Origin of the sequence: Psychrobacter pygoscelis (assembly GCF_004335015.1) — a bacterium.
Taxonomy (GTDB): Bacteria; Pseudomonadota; Gammaproteobacteria; order Pseudomonadales; family Moraxellaceae; genus Psychrobacter; species Psychrobacter pygoscelis.
The window spans coordinates 332,421-356,588 of the sequence record NZ_RQRU01000001.1; the positions used below are offsets into that span (position 1 = coordinate 332,421).

At 44.6% G+C, this 24,168-nt stretch carries 28 protein-coding genes; 22 read left to right on the forward strand and 6 right to left on the reverse strand.

What is annotated here, in order from left to right; genetic code table 11:
- Position 1: 1 nt before the first annotated feature.
- Positions 2–238, reverse strand: a complete 237-nt coding sequence (locus tag EGV92_RS01340; protein WP_131667415.1) for a hypothetical protein — start codon at positions 236–238, stop codon at positions 2–4.
- A 125-nt stretch (positions 239–363) separates the two neighbouring features.
- Here EGV92_RS01340 and EGV92_RS01345 point away from each other — a divergent pair, with 125 nt between their 5' ends.
- The 22 genes from EGV92_RS01345 to infA all read left to right on the forward strand — a co-directional run bounded on the left by EGV92_RS01345 (position 364) and on the right by infA (position 17,912).
- Positions 364–1,071: a LexA family protein gene (locus EGV92_RS01345; protein ID WP_131667416.1), complete on the forward strand. Its 708-nt coding sequence runs from the start codon at positions 364–366 to the stop codon at positions 1,069–1,071.
- Positions 1,072–1,521: 450 nt separating this feature from the next.
- On the forward strand, positions 1,522–1,848 hold the full coding sequence (locus EGV92_RS01350) for a hypothetical protein (protein ID WP_131667417.1): 327 nt from the start codon (positions 1,522–1,524) through the stop codon (positions 1,846–1,848).
- A gap of 10 nt (positions 1,849–1,858) precedes the next feature.
- A complete protein-coding gene (locus tag EGV92_RS01355) occupies positions 1,859–2,119 on the forward strand; it encodes a hypothetical protein (protein ID WP_131667418.1) in 261 nt (86 codons plus the stop codon).
- Positions 2,116–2,541: a zinc-finger-containing protein gene (locus EGV92_RS01360; RefSeq protein WP_131667419.1), complete on the forward strand. Its 426-nt coding sequence runs from the start codon at positions 2,116–2,118 to the stop codon at positions 2,539–2,541. Before EGV92_RS01355 ends, EGV92_RS01360 begins: the two co-directional genes overlap by 4 nt.
- The gene (locus EGV92_RS01365) at positions 2,538–2,780 is read left to right on the forward strand and encodes a hypothetical protein (RefSeq protein ID WP_131667420.1); all 243 of its coding nucleotides are present in this window, start codon (positions 2,538–2,540) and stop codon (positions 2,778–2,780) included. The genes EGV92_RS01360 and EGV92_RS01365 overlap by 4 nt, the downstream gene beginning before the upstream one ends.
- Positions 2,773–3,675: a hypothetical protein gene (locus EGV92_RS01370; RefSeq protein WP_131667421.1), complete on the forward strand. Its 903-nt coding sequence runs from the start codon at positions 2,773–2,775 to the stop codon at positions 3,673–3,675. The genes EGV92_RS01365 and EGV92_RS01370 overlap by 8 nt, the downstream gene beginning before the upstream one ends.
- Positions 3,676–3,689: 14 nt before the next feature.
- On the forward strand, positions 3,690–4,592 hold the full coding sequence (locus tag EGV92_RS01375) for a recombinase RecT (RefSeq protein ID WP_131667422.1): 903 nt from the start codon (positions 3,690–3,692) through the stop codon (positions 4,590–4,592).
- 35 nt (positions 4,593–4,627) lie between these two features.
- Entirely contained in the window at positions 4,628–5,245 is a 618-nt protein-coding gene (locus EGV92_RS01380) for a hypothetical protein (RefSeq protein WP_207401716.1), read from the forward strand.
- An 85-nt stretch (positions 5,246–5,330) separates the two neighbouring features.
- Positions 5,331–5,798, forward strand: a complete 468-nt coding sequence (locus tag EGV92_RS01385) for a hypothetical protein (RefSeq protein WP_131667424.1) — start codon at positions 5,331–5,333, stop codon at positions 5,796–5,798.
- Between the two features lie 9 nt (positions 5,799–5,807).
- Positions 5,808–6,245, forward strand: coding sequence for a single-stranded DNA-binding protein (locus EGV92_RS01390; RefSeq protein ID WP_131667425.1), 438 nt, complete (start codon positions 5,808–5,810; stop codon positions 6,243–6,245).
- Between the two features lie 259 nt (positions 6,246–6,504).
- On the forward strand, positions 6,505–6,885 hold the full coding sequence (locus EGV92_RS01395; RefSeq protein ID WP_207401717.1) for a YopX family protein: 381 nt from the start codon (positions 6,505–6,507) through the stop codon (positions 6,883–6,885).
- The gene (locus EGV92_RS01400; protein ID WP_131667427.1) at positions 6,882–7,331 is read left to right on the forward strand and encodes a DUF551 domain-containing protein; all 450 of its coding nucleotides are present in this window, start codon (positions 6,882–6,884) and stop codon (positions 7,329–7,331) included. The genes EGV92_RS01395 and EGV92_RS01400 overlap by 4 nt, the downstream gene beginning before the upstream one ends.
- Positions 7,324–7,662 (forward strand): DUF551 domain-containing protein, encoded by a 339-nt coding sequence (locus EGV92_RS01405; RefSeq protein WP_165525534.1) that lies wholly within the window; start codon positions 7,324–7,326, stop codon positions 7,660–7,662. The genes EGV92_RS01400 and EGV92_RS01405 overlap by 8 nt, the downstream gene beginning before the upstream one ends.
- A complete protein-coding gene (locus tag EGV92_RS01410; RefSeq protein ID WP_131667429.1) occupies positions 7,655–8,053 on the forward strand; it encodes a hypothetical protein in 399 nt (132 codons plus the stop codon). The genes EGV92_RS01405 and EGV92_RS01410 overlap by 8 nt, the downstream gene beginning before the upstream one ends.
- 1 nt (position 8,054) lies before the next feature.
- Positions 8,055–8,225, forward strand: coding sequence for a helix-turn-helix transcriptional regulator (locus EGV92_RS01415; RefSeq protein ID WP_242678557.1), 171 nt, complete (start codon positions 8,055–8,057; stop codon positions 8,223–8,225).
- A 236-nt stretch (positions 8,226–8,461) separates the two neighbouring features.
- On the forward strand, positions 8,462–9,571 hold the full coding sequence (gene dinB, locus EGV92_RS01420; RefSeq protein ID WP_131667431.1) for a DNA polymerase IV: 1,110 nt from the start codon (positions 8,462–8,464) through the stop codon (positions 9,569–9,571).
- A gap of 264 nt (positions 9,572–9,835) precedes the next feature.
- On the forward strand, positions 9,836–10,939 hold the full coding sequence (queA, locus tag EGV92_RS01425; RefSeq protein ID WP_131667432.1) for a tRNA preQ1(34) S-adenosylmethionine ribosyltransferase-isomerase QueA: 1,104 nt from the start codon (positions 9,836–9,838) through the stop codon (positions 10,937–10,939).
- Between the two features lie 357 nt (positions 10,940–11,296).
- Entirely contained in the window at positions 11,297–13,057 is a 1,761-nt protein-coding gene (locus EGV92_RS01430; RefSeq protein WP_131667433.1) for a type IV pilus assembly protein FimV, read from the forward strand.
- A gap of 114 nt (positions 13,058–13,171) precedes the next feature.
- Complete coding sequence (locus EGV92_RS01435) at positions 13,172–15,088, forward strand: FimV/HubP family polar landmark protein (RefSeq protein ID WP_165525535.1); 1,917 nt, start codon at positions 13,172–13,174, stop codon at positions 15,086–15,088.
- 215 nt (positions 15,089–15,303) lie between these two features.
- On the forward strand, positions 15,304–16,410 hold the full coding sequence (locus EGV92_RS01440) for an asparaginase (protein WP_242678558.1): 1,107 nt from the start codon (positions 15,304–15,306) through the stop codon (positions 16,408–16,410).
- A gap of 190 nt (positions 16,411–16,600) precedes the next feature.
- Positions 16,601–17,521 (forward strand): tRNA pseudouridine(38-40) synthase TruA, encoded by a 921-nt coding sequence (gene truA, locus EGV92_RS01445; RefSeq protein ID WP_207401718.1) that lies wholly within the window; start codon positions 16,601–16,603, stop codon positions 17,519–17,521.
- A 166-nt stretch (positions 17,522–17,687) separates the two neighbouring features.
- Positions 17,688–17,912 carry a translation initiation factor IF-1 gene (gene infA / locus EGV92_RS01450; protein WP_131667435.1) on the forward strand — a complete coding sequence of 75 codons (225 nt, stop codon included), beginning with the start codon at positions 17,688–17,690 and terminating at the stop codon, positions 17,910–17,912.
- A 380-nt stretch (positions 17,913–18,292) separates the two neighbouring features.
- Here the strand turns inward: infA and EGV92_RS01455 are convergent, their stop codons facing one another.
- From EGV92_RS01455 to leuC, 5 genes are all read right to left on the reverse strand, one after another.
- Entirely contained in the window at positions 18,293–19,357 is a 1,065-nt protein-coding gene (locus EGV92_RS01455) for a L,D-transpeptidase family protein (RefSeq protein ID WP_242678559.1), read from the reverse strand.
- A 329-nt stretch (positions 19,358–19,686) separates the two neighbouring features.
- Positions 19,687–20,790: a 3-isopropylmalate dehydrogenase gene (leuB, locus tag EGV92_RS01460; protein ID WP_131667437.1), complete on the reverse strand. Its 1,104-nt coding sequence runs from the start codon at positions 20,788–20,790 to the stop codon at positions 19,687–19,689.
- A 119-nt stretch (positions 20,791–20,909) separates the two neighbouring features.
- Positions 20,910–21,710 carry a hypothetical protein gene (locus tag EGV92_RS01465; RefSeq protein WP_131667438.1) on the reverse strand — a complete coding sequence of 267 codons (801 nt, stop codon included), beginning with the start codon at positions 21,708–21,710 and terminating at the stop codon, positions 20,910–20,912.
- Positions 21,711–21,854: 144 nt separating this feature from the next.
- Positions 21,855–22,505 (reverse strand): 3-isopropylmalate dehydratase small subunit, encoded by a 651-nt coding sequence (gene leuD / locus EGV92_RS01470; protein WP_131667439.1) that lies wholly within the window; start codon positions 22,503–22,505, stop codon positions 21,855–21,857.
- A gap of 164 nt (positions 22,506–22,669) precedes the next feature.
- Positions 22,670–24,088 (reverse strand): 3-isopropylmalate dehydratase large subunit, encoded by a 1,419-nt coding sequence (leuC, locus tag EGV92_RS01475; protein ID WP_131667440.1) that lies wholly within the window; start codon positions 24,086–24,088, stop codon positions 22,670–22,672.
- Positions 24,089–24,168 lie beyond the last annotated feature (80 nt).

Here is a 24,168-nt window from a genome sequence, read left to right on the forward strand (position 1 = left end):
TTTAGGTTTCCTCTAATCTTGGTTGGCTGATTAGTCGAGTAACTGCTTCTAAATCTGGTTTAGTGCGAAAAACCGCCTTGACTTCGAACGCTGTGTAGTCTTCTCCGTCTTTAACAATGAAAATATTTCTTTTATTTACATTTGCTTGCCATACAGCGCCCTGAGTTACTCCTAATAGCCCTGCCATTTCATCTTGATTGCGCTGTTTGACAGCGACGTGTAAAGGGATTATGTCCATATTTGAGTCTCTTTAATATCATTGTTAATTAATAATAGCATTGCTATTTATTAAAAGCAATAGCAGTGGTATTTGTATTAATAGCATTACTATTACAAAATAGCGCAAAACTATTTGAGGTATTTATGACAAAGCGCAATATAACGCCAGAGCAAAAACAAGATGCCGCTAGGTTAAAAGCTATCTATGAAAGCACAAAGAATGAGTACAAGGCTCAAGGCAAGCCATTGAGTCAAGAAATCATTGCTCATCATTTCAACTGGACGCAGGGCGCAGTCGGACACTATTTAAACGGAAAGATCGCATTGAATTTAGATGCGGCTATTAAATTTGCTGAATTTTTCGATGTGCCAGTCGCAGACTTTTCGCCAAGCTTAGCAAGGCAGCTTGGCGGCGATAATTTTGATGTGGTTGGTGTATCTAACTTTAAAAAGGCGCCAATATTGAACTACGTACAAGCAGGTAACTTTCGAGAATACTTTGATGACGCAATCGTGGAAGAAGGATATCCTTACGATGCTGGAGAGCACGGAGAATATTGTTTCTGGGTTAGAATTGAGGGAGACAGTATGGAGCCGGATTTCAAGAGCGGAGACATGGTGTTAATAAACACTGACCGGCAACCGGTTGCTGGCAACTGTGTGATTGCTCTTAAAGATGGTTGTAAAGAGACAACTTTTAAGAGATGGAGACCGCGCGGATTTGACGAAAAAACCGGAACGGAATACTTTCAGCTTGTACCCTCCAATGAAAACTACCCTATTATAGATAGTAGATTTACTCCCTTCAGTGTATGTGGAGTGGCTGTAAATCACTCTAAATCATTAGTCTAGCAACTTACCTAATTATCAGCACAACCGCCCTCGTGGCGGTTTTTTTGTGCCTGAATTAAGCCTTTTTAATACCAATAATATTTATTTTACAAAAATAATAGCTCAGCTATTGACTTGCATTAATAGCATTGCTATTATTAACTCATCAAATAAACAAACGGCAAGCGACGAGCTACCGATTAATTATTTAACGTCGTGAATTGAACGAGAGTTATTAAGTTATAGGCGATTCAATGAGTCGTCTATGCCGTGATAACTGAATTTAATTAAGGAGGTCTTATGACTGATTTGGAAATTGAGCTACTAAAAGAGCAGCTCGAACATGAGCAAGCTGGAGATGAAAATTATGAATATTGTAGCTGTGACAAGGACATTAAATTTTAAACATAAAAAAAGCCCCTGAACTTTGGACGGCAAAGGGGCTTTACTCACATAAGCGAGGATTAAATTATGACGCAAGTTATCGGAAAAGTAAAGGTTGAAAATTATAGCTGCTCTAAACCTTGGGTTAGCTGCGGCGGACGAGATGTTGAGCTGAAAATCGACATTAATGATAGCGAACACTTAGGTATCAACGTCGAATGCGGCTGGGATAACTACCGTGCAGAAGTAGAAATTAAAGACATTACTGCTACTTGCTTTGATGGTGATGACAACGAGCTTGCTACTGAGGATATCGACTTAGAATCATTAGTTGATGACATTTTTAGCAAGTACGACACGTATGAGCAAGTCGAGCGCGCAATGATTGCAGCTTATCACAGTGACTACGCATGAGGAGAACGTCATGGAAACAGTATCAATTAACAGTAAATCAGGCATGGCGTTTTTGTCTTATACGTTACACGAGACGCCTCACGGTAGTGAGTTCGCGATATTACATAAGGTCGAGCTTGGTCATAGCAACTGTGTAGAGCTGCCGCTTACGGACTGGATGGACATTGAGTTTTATCAAAATCTACTCAGGGAGACCGTCGGCTTAGATATCTACGGAACAGAGCTAGACGCTCTAGTACATGAATCAGAATGGAGGGAGGTAGCGGCATGAATACTAGAAAAATACATTGCTGCGGCTGTGATGGTGAGGTTAATGCAAGACTGACAGACGGCAAAGAGATTTACCCTCATCGAGGTGATTTATACAGTTTGAAATTTTGGAAATGTGACACCTGCGGCAACCATGTTGGCTGTCACCGAAATGGCAAGAAGGCTAAGCCACTTGGCGTGATTGCTACGCCCGAAATCAAACAGCTGAGAATGCAGATACATAGGAAGCTAGATCCGATTTGGCAACAGGGAGCAATAAGCCGAAAGTCTTTATATGAGGCATTAACTCAACACATGGGGTTTAAGTATCACACCGCTGATATTAAGACGGAAGAGGATGCAAAAAAAGTGCTCGCAAAACTCGAATATTTAGAGCAGTGGGCGGTTAAAAACCGCGGCTTCAAAATTGGAGACAGAGCATGAGCAAGGATGAGCTAATACAAGAGCTACTGGGCGCTGTAGAGCAAATCATAGTCGGTCTTATGTGTGTTGGCGTAATACTTATTGTTTGCGCTATTACAGGCTGTCACAAGCCCGTACTGACTCAACTAGACAGAGATATAGCAACATCAACTATCGAGCCGCTAGAGAACTTTAGAGCGGCTAATAAACACGCTAATGAGTTTTTGGCAGCAAATCGGAGGGATGGAGATTATGAATAAGATTACTAAAAAGCTTTTGTTAGAAGAAATTAACAAAATAAATCAGCGCTTGAACGACCAAGACAGAATGATAACCGAGCTTAATCATGCTCTGCCGGACCCTGATTTTGATGCTAAGTGCGAAGAACAATTTAAAGCTGATTGCGAATCGCTCGATAGACATGCTGTGCGACTAGGGTTAGCTAAGACTGAGCTTAAGAAGCTAGACCAGTCGGTGTTTGATGGTCAAGACGAGAAATATCAGTGGGCTGCTGTTGGCGCTGATGGAGCTGTGTATTTATATACTTATCAACCTACTAGGACAGCTTTAAATATAAGCGACGAAGCTCAAAAACGTTTTGAGAATAAAGAGGTCATAAGAGTGAGTAGTGGTGGCTACGATACTAGCAACTGGCAAAACTCACTTATTAAACGTGAGACTGCTAAACCCAAGCTTGACATCAAAGTCGGCGACAAGATTGTTTGCACGAAAGGACTTAATCTTACTTATAGAGAAATAAAACAAGGTGATGTTTATACAGTTACTAGGTTGCCTAACCCTGACTTTACAGCTGAAAGCAATGGTCGTGAGCTGTGGTTTGATTTTGTAGATGATGAGATTCGTTGCATATTCACCAAAAAAGACTACGCAGTCTTTGAAAAGCTTGAAGAAAAGCCGCTGACTGCTAGTGAGATTGCTTTGGCTTGGCTCGGAAAGCAGAGGTACATATTAGGTAAGGTGAGTGATGATTCGGAGGATGAAGCGCGCGAGTGTAGCCTTTTGAAAGTTGTATCTCGATCGGGGCGCGCGTCTTATCCTTTTAAGATGGGAGGCTATGTCGCAAAAACTTTGAGCTTTACGTATTGCGTCCCTTACGACTGCAACGGCAATGAGATTACAGAGCTGCCCGAATAATAAGGAATAAAACTATGAGCAACGTAACTATAAGAGACTTTTTTAAAAGCAGTGGAGTTCAGAACAGATTTAATGAGCTACTTGGAAAAAACGCTGCAAGTTTTACGACAAGCGTTTTACAGATTGTGAACAGCAATAACAAATTATCAAATGCTGACCCACATACCTTGCTAAGCGCTGCAATGATGGCAGCAACCCTAAATCTGCCAGTCAATCAGAATTTGGGATTTGCGTACATTATTCCTTATGAGAAAAGTCAAGGTAAAAATCCTGACGGGTCTTGGAAGCCTAAAATTGTTGAGGCTCAATTTCAACTTGGCTATAAGGGCTTTATTCAACTGGCTCAGCGGTCAGGACAGTTTAAGCGTATTAACGCTTGCGCTACTTACTCAGAAGACACCGAGCAAAGTGTATATGAACGCCTAACCTCTTTTTTGCCCAAGCCGCCGCAGGGAGAAATAACTGGTTATATAGCTTACTTTCAATTGCTTAACGGCTTTGAAGCTCATTTGGCAATGTCACTTGATGAAATAAAGCAACATGCCAAGAAATACAGCAAGTCTTATAAATACGGAAGCGGAGTATGGGCTGACAACTTTGAAGCAATGGCTCAAAAGACAGTTATCAAACTACTATTGAGCAAGCAAGCACCTTTGTCAATTGATGCGCCATTAGCCCAAGCAGTGCAGGCAGACCAAGCGGTTATACGTGATGTCGATGGTCAAACATCGTTTGAATATGCAGACAATCAGCCCGAACCTGCGCTTATACAGATGGATATATCTAATGACCCACAGATATATAACAACGTCATCAACTCAATCAAAGGTGGTGACTTGGACAAGGTTGATGTGCTAAGAGGTAAAGCAGGTTACATACTTAGCGAGCAACAAAGATCGGAGATATCAGCGCTATGAAATTCAAATGCAGGGCAAGCCGACTAGGTGACTTTATGACCGGCTCAAAGAAAAAAGGTGAGCTTGGCGAAACTTGTAAAAAAGTGATTTTAGATGCAGTGCTGCTAGACGCCTTGGGCTATCGGAAAGAGCTTGATGCTAAGCAAATTCAAAAAGGCTTGATGCTTGAAGACGATGCTATCAAGGCGGTTAGCTTACTTAAAGCAGTTGTCCTTACTAAAAACAAAGCGCGTCGAGAAAACGAGTGGTTTACTGGTGAGTGCGACTTACTAACCAAGGATAGCATCAGGGATACTAAGTGCAGCTGGTCAATTGATAGCTTCCCGTGGACGCAAAGCGACGCTGACAAAAAAGTCAAGGCGGCAGGTTACGATTGGCAAGGCTTAGTTTACATGGACTTATGGCAGCTTGAACAGCATTACGTTGATTTTGTCTTGCTACCCACCCCATCAGGCATACTTGGTTATAACGATGACCCTTATGACCATATTGAGCTAGTCAATCAAATACCACTGCAAAAGCGCATCCGATCTGTGTTTGTGCCTTTTGACAGCAACTTACTAGATTCAGCGAAAGAAAAGATTGAGTCGGATTTGGTGCAGGACTATTACCAAGAGCTTTATGAGCAAATAGCTACAGGAGAGGTAGCATGACAGACCCAAAACCCGACGAACCTCGCACTGACGAAGAAGTCGAAGAATACATAAACGATTTACCTTTTTAATTATGGAGAAAAGCATGAAGTCTTTTATTAGAGAGAACACATATCGCACTACTCCTCTCGGTTGGGGCAATGGTTATGTTGTGATACCGAAAAGCAGCTCGTGGCATGGTGTTGAATATACGTCTATTCCGGTAGATGTGCATGGTGGTCTGACTTGGAGTAGTCTTGGCAGTGAGTTTGTCAATGATCCCGACTGTGTTGATGGTGATGCATGGATTATCGGATTTGACATCTGTCATCATGGTGACGATATCAACAATTGCAGCAAAAAATATGTCGAAGCTGAAACAGCTAGTCTGTTACAACAAATGCAAGAGCTGGATAAATTTGGTTTTGCCAAGTCACAAAGAGCGGTCATTTGCCCACATTGTGGTGAAGCGCACAGTCTTGAACCTATAGACAGCATCTTTGTGGAGGTCGAGAAAAGAACGTGCTTAAAGTGTCATAAAGAATTTTATTGTGAAGTCAATGAGCAGGAGTAGGAGTAATACATGAGTCATCAATTGGTAATTTTGGTCGGCAACTTGGGCAATGACCCTGAGGTACGACAGTTAAGCAATGGCGAGAGCGTAACAAATATCTCAGTAGCGACATCTGAGAAATGGAAGGACAAACAAGGCAATCCACAAGAACACACAGAATGGTGGCGAGTCAGCTTGTTTGGCGGTTTGGGCGGTGTAGCAGCCAAGTACCTACGCAAGGGAAGTCAAGTCTATATTGAGGGCACACAGCGCACCAACAAATACACTGATAAAAACGGCATTGAGCGCTATTCAACGAGTATCAAAGCGCACAAGATGCAGATGCTCGGCGAAGCTAGCAGTCAGAGCAATCGACAAGCGCCAAACGGTAATCAAAATTATCAGCCACAGCAGCAGTATCAACCTCAAAACAATATACCGCCTGCGGACGACTCAATTCCGTTTTAACAAATAACCCATCCGCAGGGGCAATATGCGGACGCGTCAGGCTGTGAGTGATGCGACATGCAATAACCGCAGCAGTCTAGTGAGGTCGCCGGCAACAACTGAGCGTGTATCGACAAATGTTACACAATCGACCCGTGTCGTTTTTCTGCGCTAGCAATAGCGTGACTGAGACTAGACCGATTGACTCACGTAATGAGTCGCTTTACTTAAGCCAATTTTTAAGTTGGTTTAATTAAAGTTAACTGATGAGGATTGGATTATGCGAGATATTAAGTTTAGAGCTTGGGACGAATATCAAAAAGTTATGATTAGTTGGAACAATATCAGCGAGCTTGAGAGATTGCATAGATTGCTGAATCTTGAGTATGTCAAGGTTATGCAGTACACAGGCCTCAAAGACAAAAACGGCGTTGAGATTTACGAGGGCGATATTGTTGAGTTTTCAAGCAACTGGGATTACCACATTTGCACGGTCTCATTTTGCGATTGCAAATTTGGATTTGATACAGAAATCAAGGGCGATCTTGGGATTAATTATGATTGCGACCTTGTTTCATTTATTAATGGATCTGGCTGCGATGGCTACGTTGTTATCGGCAACATTCATCAGAACCCTGAACTTTTGGAGCGCAAGCCATGAGCTACGAATATGAGATAGATATTAACTACGCCAATAAACCTGCCAAGGCAGATATTCTAGTAGCAGAAGATAATGGGGCTTTGTACATCGGAACTGATATAACGACGCAACACGGAAAGAGAACTATAGTACAAGAGTCAATCAACATGATGCTACCCTACTCCGAAGCCGAAAAGCTACGTGACAGCTTGATTACTGATTATCCGATGTGGATTGCTGTTAAAGATGAGCATCCCAACTTATTTGATGCTGTCTTGATTCTGGCAAAAGATGGTCGCATGCGTTGCGGCATATTAATGCCCAATCAGGACGATGATGGAAACAAAATAGTTAACAACGACCATATTTACATTTGGTCTATTAACTCCAAGATTCAGTACAAGTTTGGCGATGTTTCACACTGGATGCCGCTACCAGAGCCGCCAAAAGGAGCTAACAATGACTAAAGAACAAATCAAAAAACTGGCATTGGACAAGGGGTTTAAGCTAAAAGAGCAGCCGGACGGCACAATGGACTTGAACCCATATGTTTATGAGTTTGCAGAAGCTTTGTTGGTTGATCAATGGATTAGTGTTGATGAGCAAGTGCCTGATGATTGTGAAAAAGTTTTAGTGTTTACAGATGCTGGCTATCAATGGACGGGTCACTACAACCACCATTCTAGACCTAATGACTGGCTATTACATGGGTGGACAGTAAAAAATGGTTGGCATCCGTTTGAAGTAACACATTGGATGCCGCTACCTACTCTGCCCAAGGAGATTAACGATGAGTGATTTGCCGCTAAAGCCGTTAAAATGGGAATGGGGCGAGTATTTTACTGAAAACTCAAACGTAATTGTTAAAACCAAGTCTCCTACCCATGAGTACCTCATCAGAGTGGAAGCAGGCGGTATTTTTTATGTCGACTACCGAAAATTTGATACTGATGAAAGTGACAGAAAAGATGAACCGCCTGAATTTGACTCATGCGAAGCAGCCCAAGAGTGGGTAGAAAACACTCACTATCCAAGCAAGATGAGCAAATGGGTCAAATCAGTCAATGAAGTAAACGTAGAGCTGCAAAATAAGGTCGATGAAATGGGCGCGGCTGCTGAGCGTGGGCTTGATGCGCTGAATAAACTGTATAAAGCAATTGGAGGCGAAGATGGGACTAAAACGACTTAGAATGACGCAGGTGTGTGATAAAATCGGTGTGTCAAGAGCGACAGTTTACAGAATGATAGATAATGGTGAGTTTCCGGCTCAGCGGAAAGATGGTAGCTCATCATTTTGGTTTGAGCATGAGCTTGACAAGTGGTTAGCAGAAAGACATAATTTAGAGACTGAAGCGGGTTAATCCCGCTTTATTTTTATCTGCTAAAAAATCTATGACTTTGAGTTTTAACAGTAAAAATGACAGTAATTTTAATAATTAAAATTTATGAGCTTATATGTAGCAAAGGTCACAGAGTAAATTTCGAGTCCGACCACTGGTACCAATAAAATAGAAGACCCCTTACAAACCATCACTTGTAAGGGGTTTTTTATTGCCTTAGATTTGTACCTTTACCTTATGCAATCTATCCTGAATAAATGACCGAATCCGAATCAGCCCCTTCTACCCTACCCCAACGCAAAATCATCCATCTCGATATGGATGCTTTCTTTGCGAGCGTAGAGCAGCGCGACTTCCCCGAGCTACGCGGTAAGCCCTTAGTCGTCGGTGGTGACCCCAATGGTCGCGGCGTCGTTGCTGCAGCCAGTTATGAGATTCGCCAGTTTGGGGTACGCTCCGCCATGTCCTGCTTCGAAGCCAAGCGTCGCTGCCCAGAGGCCATCTTCGTGCGACCACGTTTCGATGTCTACCGTAGCGTCAGTCAGCAGATTCGACAGATCATGCGCTCTTTGACCGACTTGGTTGAGCCATTGTCACTTGATGAAGCTTATCTTGATGTCACTGGTATTAAAGATCATAAAGGATCAGCCACCCTCATGGCCAACTGGCTACGAGCACAGATTTATGAGAAGACCCAGCTTCACGCATCGGCAGGGGTTTCTTTTAACAAGATGCTTGCCAAGATTGCCTCGGATATCAACAAGCCCAATGGCATTGCAGTCATTACCCCCGAGCAGGCCGATGCATTTATTACCTCTCTACCCATCGAACGCTTTCATGGGATTGGTAAAGCCACGGCAGCCAAGCTTCATGATATGGGCATCCACACAGGCGCTGATCTAAAGGCGACTTCTGTCGATACCTTAGTCAATGCCTTTGGCAAACGCGGTCGCTTCTATTCTGAAATTGCGCATGGCCGTGATATGCGTCCTGTGAAGCCCAAGCGCCAGTATAAATCGGTCGGCTCAGAGACCACATTTCGTGATAATATCAGTGACACCGCCACTTTGCTCGAGCATATCTTTGCGCAAAATGCTGATGCGTTTCGGCAGATGGGCCAAAAGGGTCAGCAAGGTCAGACCATCACCCTAAAGATTAAATACGCCGACTTTAGCCAAATTACCCGATCTCATACCCTGCATACTCCATTCCCTGATGCCGAATCAGCCCATTATTGGTTAGAAAAACTGCTGGCAGATGCCCCAAGGCATCTACCTATTCGCCTCGTGGGCGTGACTTACTCGACACTTAGCAATGCGGACGAGCCTGCCCCGCAGCCGGATTTGTTTGACCTTTTTGATGACTGATTCTGTCATAAGCTAAAATATGCTTAAGGGTTTTAACGCCATATTCATACCAGGATACTGCCTCGTTTTGCCGCTACGTGAGCATAGCTCTAGCCTTGCATTAGCACAAAGACGTACTTTGTTATTGCCTGACTTAGGGTTTAGAAGATTACTTTTTAATCCTAATCCAGAACATCAATTTCCGCCATCGCCACATTCTGCTAAAATAGCACGATTATTAATCTCGCCGCTTCTTTATCTTTTTAGCCTTACCATTGAGTTTCTATGACCAAGCAGACCTATCTAAGCGTTAACGATTACGACTATGACCTCCCTGATACCTTAATCGCTCGCTACCCTCTTGAGCAGCGCTCTGCATCTCGATTGTTATATCTACCGGCTGCTAGTGCGCCAGAAGACAAGCAGTTCGCTGAGCTACCTGATCTGCTAAAGGCTGGGGACTTAATCGTCTTTAATGATACCAAGGTAATGAAAGCACGACTTTTTGGTCAGAAGGACACGGGCGGTAAAGTCGAAGTCTTGGTCGAACGCCTGACAGAAGATGCGGCATTAACCCAAGGTCGTGCTCATGTGGCACTGTGTCACGTGCGCGCTAGCAAAGCGCCAAAGCTGGGCCAGACCCTATATCTGGCTGATAATGCTATGCAATGTGAGATGATCGGTCGGCAAGAGAACTTATTCGTACTGGCTTTTGCAGCGCCTATTCTGCCTGATCTTGAGAGGTTCGGTGAGCTGCCCATACCACCCTACTTTGAGCGTCATGCCGATGAGACAGACAATACTCGCTATCAGACGGTATTTCATGATCCTGCTAAGCTTGCCAGTGTCGCGGCCCCTACCGCCAGTCTGCATTTTGATAATATCGTCCTTCAACAGCTACAAGACAAAGGGATTCGTAATGCCTTTGTCACCTTACACGTCGGTGCAGGAACCTTTGCCCCTGTAAAGACAGATAACTTGCTCAATCACACCATGCACAGTGAATTCGCTCATCTACCCCAAGTAACCGCCGACCTAATTAATGAAACTCATGAAAATGGCCATGCCGTCATTGCAGTCGGTACGACGGTGACGCGGGTGTTAGAAACTGCTTATAAGCAAACTGCTATCGAGGGCAAACCACTATCAGCATGGTCAGGTGATACTGATATCTTTATTTATCCTGGATTTGAGTTTGGTGTTATCGATCGCCTAATTACCAACTTTCACCTACCTAAATCGACCTTGCTGATGCTAGTCGCTGCCTTTGCCGGTAAAGTGAATATTGAACGCGCCTATCAGCATGCTATCGATGAGCGCTATCGCTTCTTTAGCTATGGCGATGCGATGCTGTTGGACAAATTGACTGCGCCAATGGGACTAATCTAGAATATTGGATACTATAAATAGGATGATAAGATTTTATTAACCAAAAGAATTTGGTAAAAGCAGGCGTATATTAACCACAGGTTGATAAAGACCATCCCCCGTCAATCATAGCCATAACTTTTTGTAGCCCATTAAACGCTAATTTTGTTAAATAACAATACGCCCTAGTAGCCAACTCAAAAAAGATTTGTATAATGGTCAGCACACGCTATCTAACACTCGTCGACATTGATTAATAGCGCCCTACTTCATTGTTTTCATTAATGACTGGTGCTATAGTGAATTTGCAAATGCAGATAGTAACAGTCTCAGAAGACCGCTAATTATTTAATTCATTGATTACTACAAGGTATCGGCATGGCTTGGCAAAAAAGGCCTCACTTGACGACGTTAAGACAAGCTCTATCACTGGCCTTATTCGGCTCTTTTTGTACTATGGGTATTGGGCATATTAGTCATGCTGTTACCCTAGGCAAGACTTCAGTGTACTCAGCTCAGCATGAGCCTCTAAATGCTTCTATATCGGTCTCGGGTATCGAAGCAGACAACTTTTCAGCTGATCTGGTTAGCTCCGATATTTATAAACAGATGGGGCTACAGCCTAACGACTCGATGTCCGTTCGCTTTGTCCCAAATGGTAGCAACTCCGGTCAGATCGTTATTAGCACCTCACGTCCTATCTCGGCACCGTTTACTGATGTGGTGCTGTCGATACGTGATGGTGATGAGCGTCAAGTAGTGCCTAAGACCTTGTTAATGCCACTAGGTAAATCAGCGAAGCCAGTCGACACCAGTCGTCAGGTAACCGGTAAGGCCACTCCCAATCTGCCCACCGTCAGTAGATCTGAGGCCAGTACGCCTATCGCAAAGCCGCTTGCCGTGAGTCGTTCTGCGCCGCCACCTTTGTTGCCCAGTACTAATTTACCCAATAACCAATCAGCCAATAATGAGCTGCCTAGCAGCAACTCAAATAGCACCACTATAGCGACTAGTAATTCTTTATCTAGCAATGCTATGGCTAACGTGTCTAGCGAGATACGGTCCAATGACACTCGAACCGCACTGTCTTCTCAGAGCTCTAATGTTAATACGTCTGGAGTGGCTAGCGCGCCAGAGCAACAGCCCTCCTCTGTTACTAACGCTATCGCGAACGATCAGGCAAACCAGCAGCTAGATATTATTAATATTGAGATTACACGTACCGTACGACCTAGCCAAGGCAGCAATAGCTCAGATGCCCTCAGTGCATCAACCACTGACATTACTGACGCTAATAGTAATATTGATAACAGTACTGATACTGATGATCAGACTATGGCTAATGATACTGCCCAAACGCCTTCAGCAAGTGCTGCTGAGCCTACTCCGGATCAGTCTAGCCCAGCGACTACCGTGGTCGCAGAGGCCGCACCATCAGATAATCTATCTGAAGTAAGCTATACTGTGCAGCGTAATGATAGCTTATGGTCTATCGCCAATGCTTTGGCGGCGCAGAATAATATTGATGTTCACACTGTGATGCAGCAGCTCTACAAGCTCAATCCTGACGCTTTTATTAATAGAGATATCGACAAATTAAGAGCAGATGCTCAGCTGAATTTGCCTAAATATGAGACGATTCCTTCGCAGTCCAGCTTGCAAGCAGCGATTAAAGCTCGGCGTGACCGCTTTAACGCGAGGAAGGCTGCTCGTTCTGAGAGTGAAACGACCCAAAAGAAACAGCCAGTCGACTCAAAAGCTAAGGCAACTGCTAAAAGTAAGAGCGACAAAAAAGCGGTAACGGCAAAATCGCCTCGTAGTACTAAGGCAGCTAGTAAGGCTAAAAGCGCGTCTCGTCCAGTCACCAAGAGCTTGCCCAAAGCCAGAATGACGGTGCTAGCACCAGGTCAGAGTGGTCAAGCAGATGGCGTACAAACTAAAACTTCGGCAGCTACAGGTTCAGGAATTGATACTGATTTGTTAGCGACCCTCAAGTCGTCGCGGCAACGGACAGCAAACCAAGCTAAGCGTGTCCGTGAGATCAGTCAGCAAGTCTCAAGCTACAACAAAAAACTGCAGCTACAGAATCAAAAACTCGCTGAGCTAGAGGCTCATCTGAAAAAACTACGTCAAAAATAACGGCTGAGTCTACAGTACTAACTTATTTATAATATTACTATTTTCATTAATTTTTTGATCAGCTCATAAATAGTGTAGTCAATAGGGCTATAGATGACTGGTACAGGAGCTACTATGAACGACCTTACCTATATTATCATTGGATTGGCTATTATCCTTGTTATAGCCCTCATTTTCCTGAGCAAAAAAAAGAAGCCTGATGCAGGACGCTCTTCTAACTTACGTAGTACCGAACGCTTAGAGCAGCAAACGAGTAAGTCCGCAGCAGTACCTGCTCGTCAAGAAAACCTTATGATCGCTCAAAGCTTTATCGATCAGCAGCGTTACGACGATGCGATCGGCGTCTTAAAACAAGGCTTAATCACTAATCCGCACAATAAAGACCTTTCTCTTAAGCTTCTCAACATCTACGCTATTCGCAATAACTTTGATGAGTTCACTAGTCTTTATGAGTCAATCCAGCAACAAGGCAATGCAGACACTTTAGCAGAAGCCGACAAGATCAAAGAGTTGATTGACGCTGAGCAGGCTTCAATGGTAACGACTGAGTCAAGTGCTCACTCTAGCCATAGTCAACAAAGCGCTGTCGGCGATGCTGACTATCAGGAAGATGCCTTAGAGTTCACGCTCTCTGATGAGCCTACTGTGTCATCAAGCGAGTCTCAAGATGACAGTGAAATCTTTGAGCTTGAAGAGATTACTGCTGAGGATACAGCAGCACCTAGCTCTTCTACTGACAGCCTCTCAACAGATAGTAATGAATTTAATATCGCTGACTTTGATGTTGACGGTATTGAAGACTTGCAAACTACGGAAACTTTAGAAGCTTCACAAACCTCGATTGATTCAGAAGCTACTACTGACACTAATGCCTTGTCTTTTGAAGAGATCGAAAATCAGCTATTGGCTGATGATCCGGCAACAGCAAGCTCTACTGCGGCAGAGTTATCAGACGCTGATGATTTCGAGTTTCAGATTGATGACTTAGCGGATGACAGTGCTCCGGTTACTGGCTTTGAAACTGACATTAATTCAGATACTGGTGTTGACACCACGACTGAGGCTAATACTAGCTTAGATATTGAGACTAATGATTATCAAGCCTCTGACGAGTCAGCCTTCACCTTAGATCTTGAGGGTTCAGTAGCGCCAGTAACGGCTGATAATACTGAGCATACTAGTGATCTAGAATTAGATACCGCGTTTTCATCGGAGACAGCAGAGTTAGCCTTTGTTGAGCTTGCAGAAGAGTCGCCAGCGGCAGATTTAAGCGCCGACCTAGAGACGGATACGTTCACTGACTCAGCGCCAACGACTGAAGCCAATACCATAGAGCTTGATGACTTTGAATTAGCCAGCAATGAGCTAAGCTTTGATGACAGCTTAGTAACTGCTTCTCAAGAATACGAGCAAGACTTACCAAGCGGCAGTGTCGACACAGCTCAAAATGAGGTGTCAGCGGATGCTAGCCTTTCTGATGCGTTAGCAAGTGACAATACTCTTGATGACAGTCATGATGATAATGTATTCGCTGAGCATTCTTTAGAAGCTGACACTTTAGAAACTAATAACTTAGAAGCTGATGACTTAGAAACTGATAGTTTTCAAGTTGATAACTTAGAAACAAGCACCCCAAGTGATGAGTTATCCAGTAGCAATGTACTAGGTGCTAACGTAGAGGATACCATCTCTCAATTAGATGCTTTGAGTTTCTCTACTGATGACTTTTCACTAAGCGACGACAGCGCCTCAGTAGAAACAAGCGCGACAGCCCCAGATTCACCAGCTTCAGACTTATCGAATGTGGCTGATGAGACGATGCCCGTCACTGCCTTGGATGACAGTCAATTTGAGGAAGACTTTGAGTTTGTTAATGAGCTAGATGCCTCGCAGGTGACTTTAGATCTCGCCTCTCAGTATCTGGAGCTGGGTGAATATGAAAGTGCTAAACGCCTATTGAATGAAGTCGTGGCACAAGGTAACGCTGAGCAGCAAGCCGAGGCTCAGTCACTGTTAGCCAAAACGGTATAGCCAACTCTATCAGCGCTACTCAATAAGGATGACTAATATTGGGTAGTCGCCAGATTAGGACAACTCCTAGTACTTTGTAATAAAGCCGCACTTTGTCATTATATTGTGCGGTTTTTTTTGGCTAAATGAGACGGATTTTTCGCTGAAACCCTTTATATTAATGTTATGATTCTTGCTAAGCCCTTATTATCTAATCTATCGTAAAGCTGCCTTATATGATGCAATCATCGCAAGTCTCTTCCAAATCTACCACACTATTGACAAGTCAAGTGGACAGCACCCAACTTATTTATGCCGGCGGTACATTTGGCTGTCACGGCAAGCCATTAAGCCCTATCAAAGCTGAAGCGTTTTTGCCCGTGCTCCAGCAGCATTTAGCCAAGCAGAATTTAGATAATATTGCTTGGCTACCCAATCCCTTAATCAAAGACAGTAGTCAACTAACACCAGCAGATCTTGCTCATTTTTATCAGCTGATACTTAGCGCATACGCTGGTGGTGAGCGCCGCTTTATACTGATTACAGGGACGGATACTCTCAGCTATCTGGGTAGCTTCTTGGCCGAAGCCTTTGCTGGTAGTGATATTAGTGTCGTGCTCACGGGCAGTATGCGCCCCCTCTTTAATGCTGACTATATTGATGAGTATGTTATAGACCCGCAATCAGACGCGTGGAATAATCTAATAGAAGCTATCGGCTTAGCCAGTCATGGCGAGCCAGGTGTTCGGGTATGTTTTGCTGGAGAGTCTTGGCCCGCGCAAACGGTCCAAAAGCTTCATAGCCACGACTTTATGGCCTTTACAGGGCATCGCCGTGCAGCGTACCCTGCTAATAGCTATGATAAGCGCCTGCCTGAAGCTCGTCGTCGCCACTGGGTCGATGATCAGCTTGCCATGCAGCAAGATATTATCAGGCGCAGCGAGTCCATTAGTATCTACCCCATATATTGCATGCCGAATAATAGTGAGGTCCTTGCACTACAGCTAAGCGATATTATCAATCGTCCTGCTAGCGGCATCATATTGATGGGTTTTGGCGCAGGTAATGTGCCTTATTCAAGTAAAATAGCGCAGCTACTGGACAGCGCTTATCAGCAAGGCCATATGGTGATAAGCGCTAGCCAGTGTGCTTTTGGCGGTGTCGGCGATGACTATGCGGCAGGCAGCTGGCAATATAATCACCATGTCATTAGTGGTGGTCGCCTCACCCTTCCCGCTATTTATGCCCGGCTATTATGGCTGCATCTCCGCTTTGATACGCCAGCTAGACGTCGCCAGCGATGGAGTAATACTGTGAAGCAGACCAATCCGGTCAGAAGCTGAGTTATTACCACCACAGTCTCGCCTCTAGCTGATAGCTAAAGGCTTTGTCTATAAACAAGCATGAAGTAAGCTGCAGATACAGCGCTTGGGTTTATTATTGGTCACTATGGTCAATAAAAGCTCTCCGCAACCATCACTATAGTTCATGCCTGTAAAAGTTTAATCCATCTTTATTAGCACAGTTGATTTTATGACCTCATCCAGTACTTTATTCGATCACAGTTTATCCCCTTCCGACTTGATGACAGATAGTAGTGCAAACCCTGCAATCCAGTCGCTTGCTACGCCGACTACCTCTGAACCTGTAACCCTGCATACGCTAGCCATAGGCATCGAGTTTTTGGGAAGCAACTACCGCGGTTGGCAGCGGCAAAAAGAAGTGGTCGGTGTCCAAGCCGTGCTAGAGGATGCTATTAGCAAGGTCGCTAATGAGACCGTTGAAGTGGTCGCTGCTGGCCGCACTGATGCGGGGGTCCATGCTAGCAATATGATCGCCCATTTCACCACTCAGGCCTATCGCCCCGTGCGCAACTGGCTTCGCGGGATCAATAGCCTATTGCCTGATGATATTGCCCTACGCTGGCTTACCCCTATGCCCAGCGACTTTCACGCTCGCTTTGGCGCGATTGCTCGACGTTATCGTTACGTCACTCTCAATCAAGAGCTGCGTCCCGCCATCTTAAACCATCAAGTCACTCATATTTATGAGCCATTAGATTTAGCAAGTATGCAGGAAGCTGCCCAGTTCATCGAAGGCACTCACGATTTTAGTAGTTTTCGCGCCGCTGCCTGCCAGTCTAATCAGCCAGTTCGCCATGTCAGCCATGCTCGGCTATTTGCCCATGGCGCCTTTATCGTCTTTGATATTCAAGCTGATGGCTTTTTGCACCATATGGTGCGTAATTTAATGGGGACCTTATTTGCCATCGGTAAGGGTGAGCTTGCGCCTGATGATTTTAACGTCATTATGGCTAAGAAAGATCGGACTATCGCCCCACCTACGGCGTCTGGGGATGGTCTTTATTTTATTAACGCTTACTATCGCCCTGAATTTCAGCAGTTATTACCGCACTTACCACTGACACCGATATGGCTCAATTTGCCTGACTAATTAACCCTAAAGAATTAACCCTTAAGCTTGTTAGCCTAATAATCTCAAGATAACGTATCTAAAATCAAATCTTATACCATTATTGGCTTTCACCTTAGTAGAGATATTGCGTTTATTCGCCAACTTACGTATAATATGGGCTTATTTTTATTAATTGACAGCAATTATGGCAAAAAAAGACGACATTATTGAATTTGAAGGCGAAGTCATCGACACCCTTCCAAATACTTTATTTAAAGTGCGTTTAGAAAACGGACATGAAATCATTGCCCATATCTCAGGCAAAATGCGCAAGCACTATATCCGTATTTTGACAGGCGATAAGGTTAAGGTTGAGATGACGCCTTATGACCTTACCAAAGGCCGAATTACCTATCGTGGTAAGGCTTAATCCAGATCTAGCACTGTGCTGACTCCGATTTATTGACGCAAGCTTTAATTGTACTGAATTTATAGAGTTCATATTAGATTCTGGACCATACTTAAGCGCAGAGTGTAAGCGCTAGTCAGTACGAAAAAACACCGCAAAATAGCGGTGTTTTTTATTGTCTAATACTTTCTAGTTATTATCGTTTACGAGACTTAAGCGGTCAGCCAATCACAAAACCGGCTATGAGACGACACATTAAACAAGAAACTGAACATAGCGACTGGTAAAAATTATTGGCTAACCGTAAAGCCACAAAGCGGCTAACGTCATTGAAGCAGATACTGAAGCCAAATAAATTTTCCCCAGCCACCTAGTAGCAAATTTAAGGTAAGTCGCAGACCTTATTTAAATTCAACGGTGGCATCTTTATTGATCGTCCCATAAAGTGCCAAAGCATCCCAATTGGTCAAGCGTACGCAGCCAGATGAAGCCTGACGACTGATACGCTCAGGATCTGGAGAGCCGTGGATACCATAGGTTGGCTTAGTCAGGCCAATCCAGACCAATCCTACAGGATTGTTAGGCCCTGGCGGAATGATGGTCTGACTGCCATCATCATGAGAGTAAGTATAATTCGGCTCGTGAACCTTGACTTTGACACTATGACTGCCTGATGGCGACGGGGTTGAAGTGCTGCCTACCGTGGTGGGATAACTGGCAACCATATTATCATCAGCGTCATAGGCATATAGCGTCTGAGTGTTTTTATCAGCGACCACTCTACTGACAGCTGTCGTATTTGGCATGCCAGGGTTGTAAACAGTTATGGTCTCTCCCGCCTTAAACGATGCTTTGGGGTTCAGCGACTTTAAATAGCCCGTATCCATGTGGAACTTTTCGCCCAAGGCCTCTATGACACTCTCGTAGTACATACCTTCAAGCTCACCTTTGGCCTCAGTACTGCTAGGGATCGTCGTGGTATGGATATTGAGGTCATCATCCTTTAGCACATAGTTGACCAATACGGGCTGGTTGGCTAGCGCTTTATCCTTGGTTAGTGCCTGCCAAGTCTCTTGATTCAAGCGGTCTGTGATTGGTAGTCCATTCGCTTTTTGAAACGCTTGCATGGCCTTTCGAGTGTTTTTGCCCCATTTGCCATCTACAGGACCGACACCGTGATGGTGCCAATTCAACAAGGCTTGAACCTTAGCACCGATAATTTGATTTAGTTTTTGATTGGTTTTGTCGCCCGACTGCCATTGGCTACTGTTCACTTTTTTAGCCGTGTCGCTTAGCGAATCTGTTGAATAGGGGATTCTAGGTAATACTCTGTTTAGTGTCTCGCTGATCTCATCATCGCCGCTGAACTTTTGACTGACGGTTGTGGCTGCGTTAACCGAGGGTGCTAGTACTAAGGCTAAAGCCACAGTTATCGCGCTTACTTTTATCGTTCGAAAATTTATCACAAAGATATTCCTCAATGTTAAGTAAATCAGTTGTCGATGGTGCAAGTTTTATAGTTATACTAATCTCTAAAAAGCCCTCTAAAATTAGGCTAGCTTTGCAAGACGGGACAGAGCTAACTAGGGTTAGATCTGTCGCTCGTAGGGGAGCAAACGTCTAAGTTAATTGCAGCTAACTCTGGCTTAAATCTAGCTTACTCCCCTCACGCTCACGAAAACGACTTCACATAATAATGCCACGCAGTGATTTTATTGTGTCCAGCTGATACCTCATCAGAGGTACTTTGCTCCTCAAGGCGACACTAGTACATTTTTATGTATAAATTAGTGTCTCAGGCAAGTTTTGCTAATACTGCCTCCCCCATCTGTTGACAACCAACCTTTTTGAGTGCGCTGTCACTTGGGTCCAATATATCCACTGTGCGCAGACCATCATCTAACACCTCGCTCACGGCCTGCTCAATAGCCGCTGCGGCAGCTTCTTGCTTGAAGGTATATCGAAGCATCATAGCCACTGACAAGATAGTCGCTAGTGGGTTGGCAATATCTTGACCGGCAATATCTGGCGCTGACCCATGGCATGGCTCATACATCCCTTTTCCAGACTCATCAAGACTGGCTGAGGGCAGCATACCAATAGAACCCGTTAGCATGGCTGCCTCATCAGACAAGATATCACCAAACATATTACCGGTGACCATCACATCAAACTGTTTAGGGTTTTTGATCAGTTGCATACAAGCATTGTCTGCATACATGTGGGACAACGCAACATCGCTATATTTGTCTTGCTGAAGCTGCGTCATGGTCTGCTTCCAAAGCTCAGTGACCTCTAGTACATTGGCTTTATCAACTGAGCATACCTTGGCAGGCCGTCCTAAAGCATTGGCTCGCGTTTGCGCCAGCTCAAAGGCCACTTTACCGATACGCTCAATCTCACTAGTACTATAGACCATGGTGTTATAGCCTTGTTGCTCACCATTATCTAGCACTCGAATGCCGCGCGGTTCACCAAAGTAAATCCCCCCCGTCAGTTCACGGACGATCAACAAGTCAAGTCCTGAGATAATCTCAGACTTAATACTGGAGGCATTGGCCAGCTGCGAGTAGAGCTTAGCCACTCGTAGATTGGCGAATAACCCAAGCTCACTACGGATCTTTAATAGACCGCGCTCTGGACGAATACTACGCTCAATACTGTCCCACTTAGGACCACCCACAGCCCCTAATAACACAGCATCAGCAGCACGAGCTTGCTTTAATGTCGCCTCAGGGAGTGGCTCGCCAGTACTATCAATAGCCGCGCCGCCAATGAGGCCTTCATCTAATATAAGATTTAGTTCAAACTTTCGATCTACTGCTTTAAGCACATTAATTGCTTGAGTCATAATTTCTGGGCCGATACCGTCACCAGCCAAAGTTAATATGGTCGCCATAGGAGTCTCTATTTGTAGTAAAAGTTAATATTATTGACCTAAGTCATTGAACTTAGGATCACGATGGTGCAACAAATCACCATACCAGTCTTGTATTGACTTGCGCTTAGAGTCAGTCTTTAAACTCGCTCAGCCCCAACTGCATTATTAATTTGTGGCCTCTCGATTGGTTCCTTGCCTATATCGCTCTCTAGGTCAAAGTCACTTTCTTCGTCACTGATTAGCTCATCAGAGTATAATAAAGCTTGGGTCTCAGCCCCTTTGGCGATACCAGTAACCTCGACAAATTCATTCTGCCGAGAACCTATAGGTAGCTTGCAGAACCTACGTACGGACTGACTGTTACGTAGCAGCTCTACACACAAGGGATCTGGCGAAGCACTGTCTAATAAGCTGTCTGACTGCTCATTATTGACCGCTCTATAAGCGCGCAGACGGTAGTCACCAGTCTCCTTAAACTCATGAATTAGCGCAAAACGCTCTTTATATTCATCGTTATTTTCAGGATAAAAGTTGACATGGACTTCATGATTACCGAGTGTCACGCGCGCGTAATAATTCACTAGCCCGTCTAACTTATTGGGCAATAGTAGCGCCTGCTCGCTAGAGGCCACCTTATCTCCATCATCTGGCCCAGAAGAGCGTTGATCTACCGCGACTACTTTAGCGCCAGGAATTGGATTATGACTTTCTGAATCGATTAGTAGATTGTTATCAACCTTGGTAATCTCGCAATGATAGGCCCCTTCGCAGGCAATTGTAAACTCTCCTGGTAGTTGCTTTATAGCTCTAACAGGAGGCCTGGGTGCGTCAGGTCTGTCGATGGTTTGATAGCCTGTCAAAAGTTGGCAGCCAGCCAATACCCCGACCGTAACTGTAATAGCCATCATCCTTGAGGCTGACTTACTTATAATGCTCATTGTTATTCTATTCATAAGACATCTTATCGCTATTAGAAACTTTTATTTATTCTATATAGTTATCTTAGACATCTCAATCTAGAATATTAAAGTAATTGACGACCACGAATTACCTTGTCTAGGCCGTCAAATTATGATGGCCCGCTAAGCCTTTACGTCATTAAATATCCAAGGCGTCTGACGCTGCATTTTAGCCTCATAGGCTTTAATAGCATCGCTCTGCTGAAGCGTTAGACCGATATCATCCAAGCCATTTAATAGGCAATGCTTACGAAACTCATCGACCTCAAAGGGATATTGAGTACCATCAGGGGTAATAACCACTTGACGCTCAAGATCTGCCGTTAGCTCATAGCCGATATTAGCTTCAACCTCAGCGAATAGCTTATCGATAATATCTTCTGCCAAAACTATCGGCAACATGCCATTTTTGGAGCAGTTATTATAAAAAATATCTGCAAAACTTGGCGCAATAACGGTACGAAAGCCGTATTCAGACAGCGCCCAAGGGGCATGCTCGCGGCTCGAGCCACAGCCAAAGTTTTTGCGCGTGAGCAATATCGTGGCGCCTTGATAACGCGGCTGATTGAGCACAAAATCTGGATTAACAGGACGCTTGCTGGCATCCTGACCAGGGAAACCTTCATCTAGATAGCGCCACTCATCAAAAAGATTGACACCAAAACCTGTTCGCTGAATCGACTTCAAAAATTGCTTGGGAATAATCTGGTCGGTATCGACATTTGAGCGATCAAGAGGGCATACAATGCCAGTTTGAACGTTATAAGCTTGCATAAAACTTCCTTAACTTCTTATCTATCAATATATCCATTAGTACTAGCAATGACTACTTAATTAAGCTTAGTTACTTATTAAACTCATTTACCTTGGTTATCAAGGTAACGTGTTTATCGAAGTGACTTGGACAAATAAGCGCAATATCACTTCTTGCTAGGTCCTTAAAACTCGCGAACGTCGACGAAGTGACCGGCCAATGCCGCTGCTGCTGCCATTGCAGGACTTACCAAATGCGTCCGGCCGCCATTGCCCTGACGACCTTCAAAGTTACGGTTAGAGGTCGAAGCACAGTGCTCTTTGGGTTCTAGCTTGTCGGCATTCATCGCGAGACACATTGAGCAGCCAGGCTCACGCCACTCAAAACCCGCCTCAATAAATAGCTTATCTAAGCCTTCTGCTTCAGCTTGCTGTTTGACTTGACCTGAGCCTGCAACGACGATAGCCTCTTTGACCGTATCGGCGACTTTTCGGCCTTTAATGACAGCAGCCGCTGAGCGTAAATCTTCAATTCGTGAATTGGTACATGAGCCAATGAACACGCGATCAAGCTTAATATCTGTGACCGGTTGACCTGCTTGTAGTCCCATATACTCATAAGCGCGCAACCAACCTTCTTGCTGCGTCTCATCCTGAGCCATTTGCGGAGTTGGCACTCTATCCGTCACATCAACTACCATCTCAGGCGATGTCCCCCAAGAGACTTGTGGGGCAATCTGACTACCATCAATCTCTATCACCGCATCAAAGACGGCATCATCATCAGAATATAGCGTACGCCAATAAGCGACGGCCTGCTCCCACTGCTCACCTTTTGGGGCATAAGGTCGGTCTTTGACATAGTCGATGGTCGTTTGATCCACAGCGATCATACCGACGCGCGCGCCAGCCTCAATCGCCATGTTACAGACGGTCATTCGACCCTCCATACTCATCTCTTCAAAGACCTGACCGGCAAACTCAATCGCATAGCCTGTACCACCTGCAGTGCCAATCTTGGCAATGATAGCCATCACCACATCTTTGGCAGTTACGCCCTCACCGAGTTGACCATTGACACGGATCTGCATATTTTTGGATTTTTGCTGTACCAAACACTGGGTCGCTAATACGTGCTCTACCTCTGATGTGCCAATACCATGAGCCAGACAGCCGAGCGCGCCATGTGTGGCGGTATGTGAGTCTCCGCAGACTACTGTCATACCTGGCAGTACCAGCCCTTGCTCAGGACCCACCACGTGGACGATACCTTGGCGACCATCATTAATTGTAAACTCTGCGATATCGAATTTAGCGCAGTTCTCGTCCAAAGTAAGTACTTGCAAGCGAGATATTTCGTCTTTAATCCCTATCACCCCTTTGCTACGCTCTTTTTTGACGGTCGGAACGTTGTGGTCTGGTGTCGCAATATTGGCTGACAGTCGCCAAGGGGCTCTATTAGCAAGCTCCAATCCGGCAAAAGCTTGAGGGCTAGTGACTTCGTGTAATAGATGCCGGTCAATATATATCAAGCATGAGCCATCGTCACGCTGACTGACCACATGCGAGTTCCAAAGTTTGTCGTATAAGGTTTGACCTGCCATAATTACTGTCCTTTTCTTTCGAATAGCTATGATTGCAGCGCGCCACTTGATGAATATTCAAGTGAAGAGTGAGGATAGAT

Coding starts and splice junctions, on each gene's coding strand:
- EGV92_RS01340 (WP_131667415.1), bottom strand. CDS start 238: ATGGACATAATCCCTTTACACGTCGCTGTCAAACAGCGCAATCAAGAT.
- EGV92_RS01345 (WP_131667416.1), top strand. CDS start 364: ATGACAAAGCGCAATATAACGCCAGAGCAAAAACAAGATGCCGCTAGG.
- EGV92_RS01350 (WP_131667417.1), top strand. CDS start 1,522: ATGACGCAAGTTATCGGAAAAGTAAAGGTTGAAAATTATAGCTGCTCT.
- EGV92_RS01355 (WP_131667418.1), top strand. CDS start 1,859: ATGGAAACAGTATCAATTAACAGTAAATCAGGCATGGCGTTTTTGTCT.
- EGV92_RS01360 (WP_131667419.1), top strand. CDS start 2,116: ATGAATACTAGAAAAATACATTGCTGCGGCTGTGATGGTGAGGTTAAT.
- EGV92_RS01365 (WP_131667420.1), top strand. CDS start 2,538: ATGAGCAAGGATGAGCTAATACAAGAGCTACTGGGCGCTGTAGAGCAA.
- EGV92_RS01370 (WP_131667421.1), top strand. CDS start 2,773: ATGAATAAGATTACTAAAAAGCTTTTGTTAGAAGAAATTAACAAAATA.
- EGV92_RS01375 (WP_131667422.1), top strand. CDS start 3,690: ATGAGCAACGTAACTATAAGAGACTTTTTTAAAAGCAGTGGAGTTCAG.
- EGV92_RS01380 (WP_207401716.1), top strand. CDS start 4,628: ATGACCGGCTCAAAGAAAAAAGGTGAGCTTGGCGAAACTTGTAAAAAA.
- EGV92_RS01385 (WP_131667424.1), top strand. CDS start 5,331: ATGAAGTCTTTTATTAGAGAGAACACATATCGCACTACTCCTCTCGGT.
- EGV92_RS01390 (WP_131667425.1), top strand. CDS start 5,808: ATGAGTCATCAATTGGTAATTTTGGTCGGCAACTTGGGCAATGACCCT.
- EGV92_RS01395 (WP_207401717.1), top strand. CDS start 6,505: ATGCGAGATATTAAGTTTAGAGCTTGGGACGAATATCAAAAAGTTATG.
- EGV92_RS01400 (WP_131667427.1), top strand. CDS start 6,882: ATGAGCTACGAATATGAGATAGATATTAACTACGCCAATAAACCTGCC.
- EGV92_RS01405 (WP_165525534.1), top strand. CDS start 7,324: ATGACTAAAGAACAAATCAAAAAACTGGCATTGGACAAGGGGTTTAAG.
- EGV92_RS01410 (WP_131667429.1), top strand. CDS start 7,655: ATGAGTGATTTGCCGCTAAAGCCGTTAAAATGGGAATGGGGCGAGTAT.
- EGV92_RS01415 (WP_242678557.1), top strand. CDS start 8,055: ATGACGCAGGTGTGTGATAAAATCGGTGTGTCAAGAGCGACAGTTTAC.
- dinB (WP_131667431.1), top strand. CDS start 8,462: ATGACCGAATCCGAATCAGCCCCTTCTACCCTACCCCAACGCAAAATC.
- queA (WP_131667432.1), top strand. CDS start 9,836: ATGACCAAGCAGACCTATCTAAGCGTTAACGATTACGACTATGACCTC.
- EGV92_RS01430 (WP_131667433.1), top strand. CDS start 11,297: ATGGCTTGGCAAAAAAGGCCTCACTTGACGACGTTAAGACAAGCTCTA.
- EGV92_RS01435 (WP_165525535.1), top strand. CDS start 13,172: ATGAACGACCTTACCTATATTATCATTGGATTGGCTATTATCCTTGTT.
- EGV92_RS01440 (WP_242678558.1), top strand. CDS start 15,304: ATGATGCAATCATCGCAAGTCTCTTCCAAATCTACCACACTATTGACA.
- truA (WP_207401718.1), top strand. CDS start 16,601: ATGACCTCATCCAGTACTTTATTCGATCACAGTTTATCCCCTTCCGAC.
- infA (WP_131667435.1), top strand. CDS start 17,688: ATGGCAAAAAAAGACGACATTATTGAATTTGAAGGCGAAGTCATCGAC.
- leuB (WP_131667437.1), bottom strand. CDS start 20,790: ATGGCGACCATATTAACTTTGGCTGGTGACGGTATCGGCCCAGAAATT.
- EGV92_RS01465 (WP_131667438.1), bottom strand. CDS start 21,710: ATGAGCATTATAAGTAAGTCAGCCTCAAGGATGATGGCTATTACAGTT.
- leuD (WP_131667439.1), bottom strand. CDS start 22,505: ATGCAAGCTTATAACGTTCAAACTGGCATTGTATGCCCTCTTGATCGC.
- leuC (WP_131667440.1), bottom strand. CDS start 24,088: ATGGCAGGTCAAACCTTATACGACAAACTTTGGAACTCGCATGTGGTC.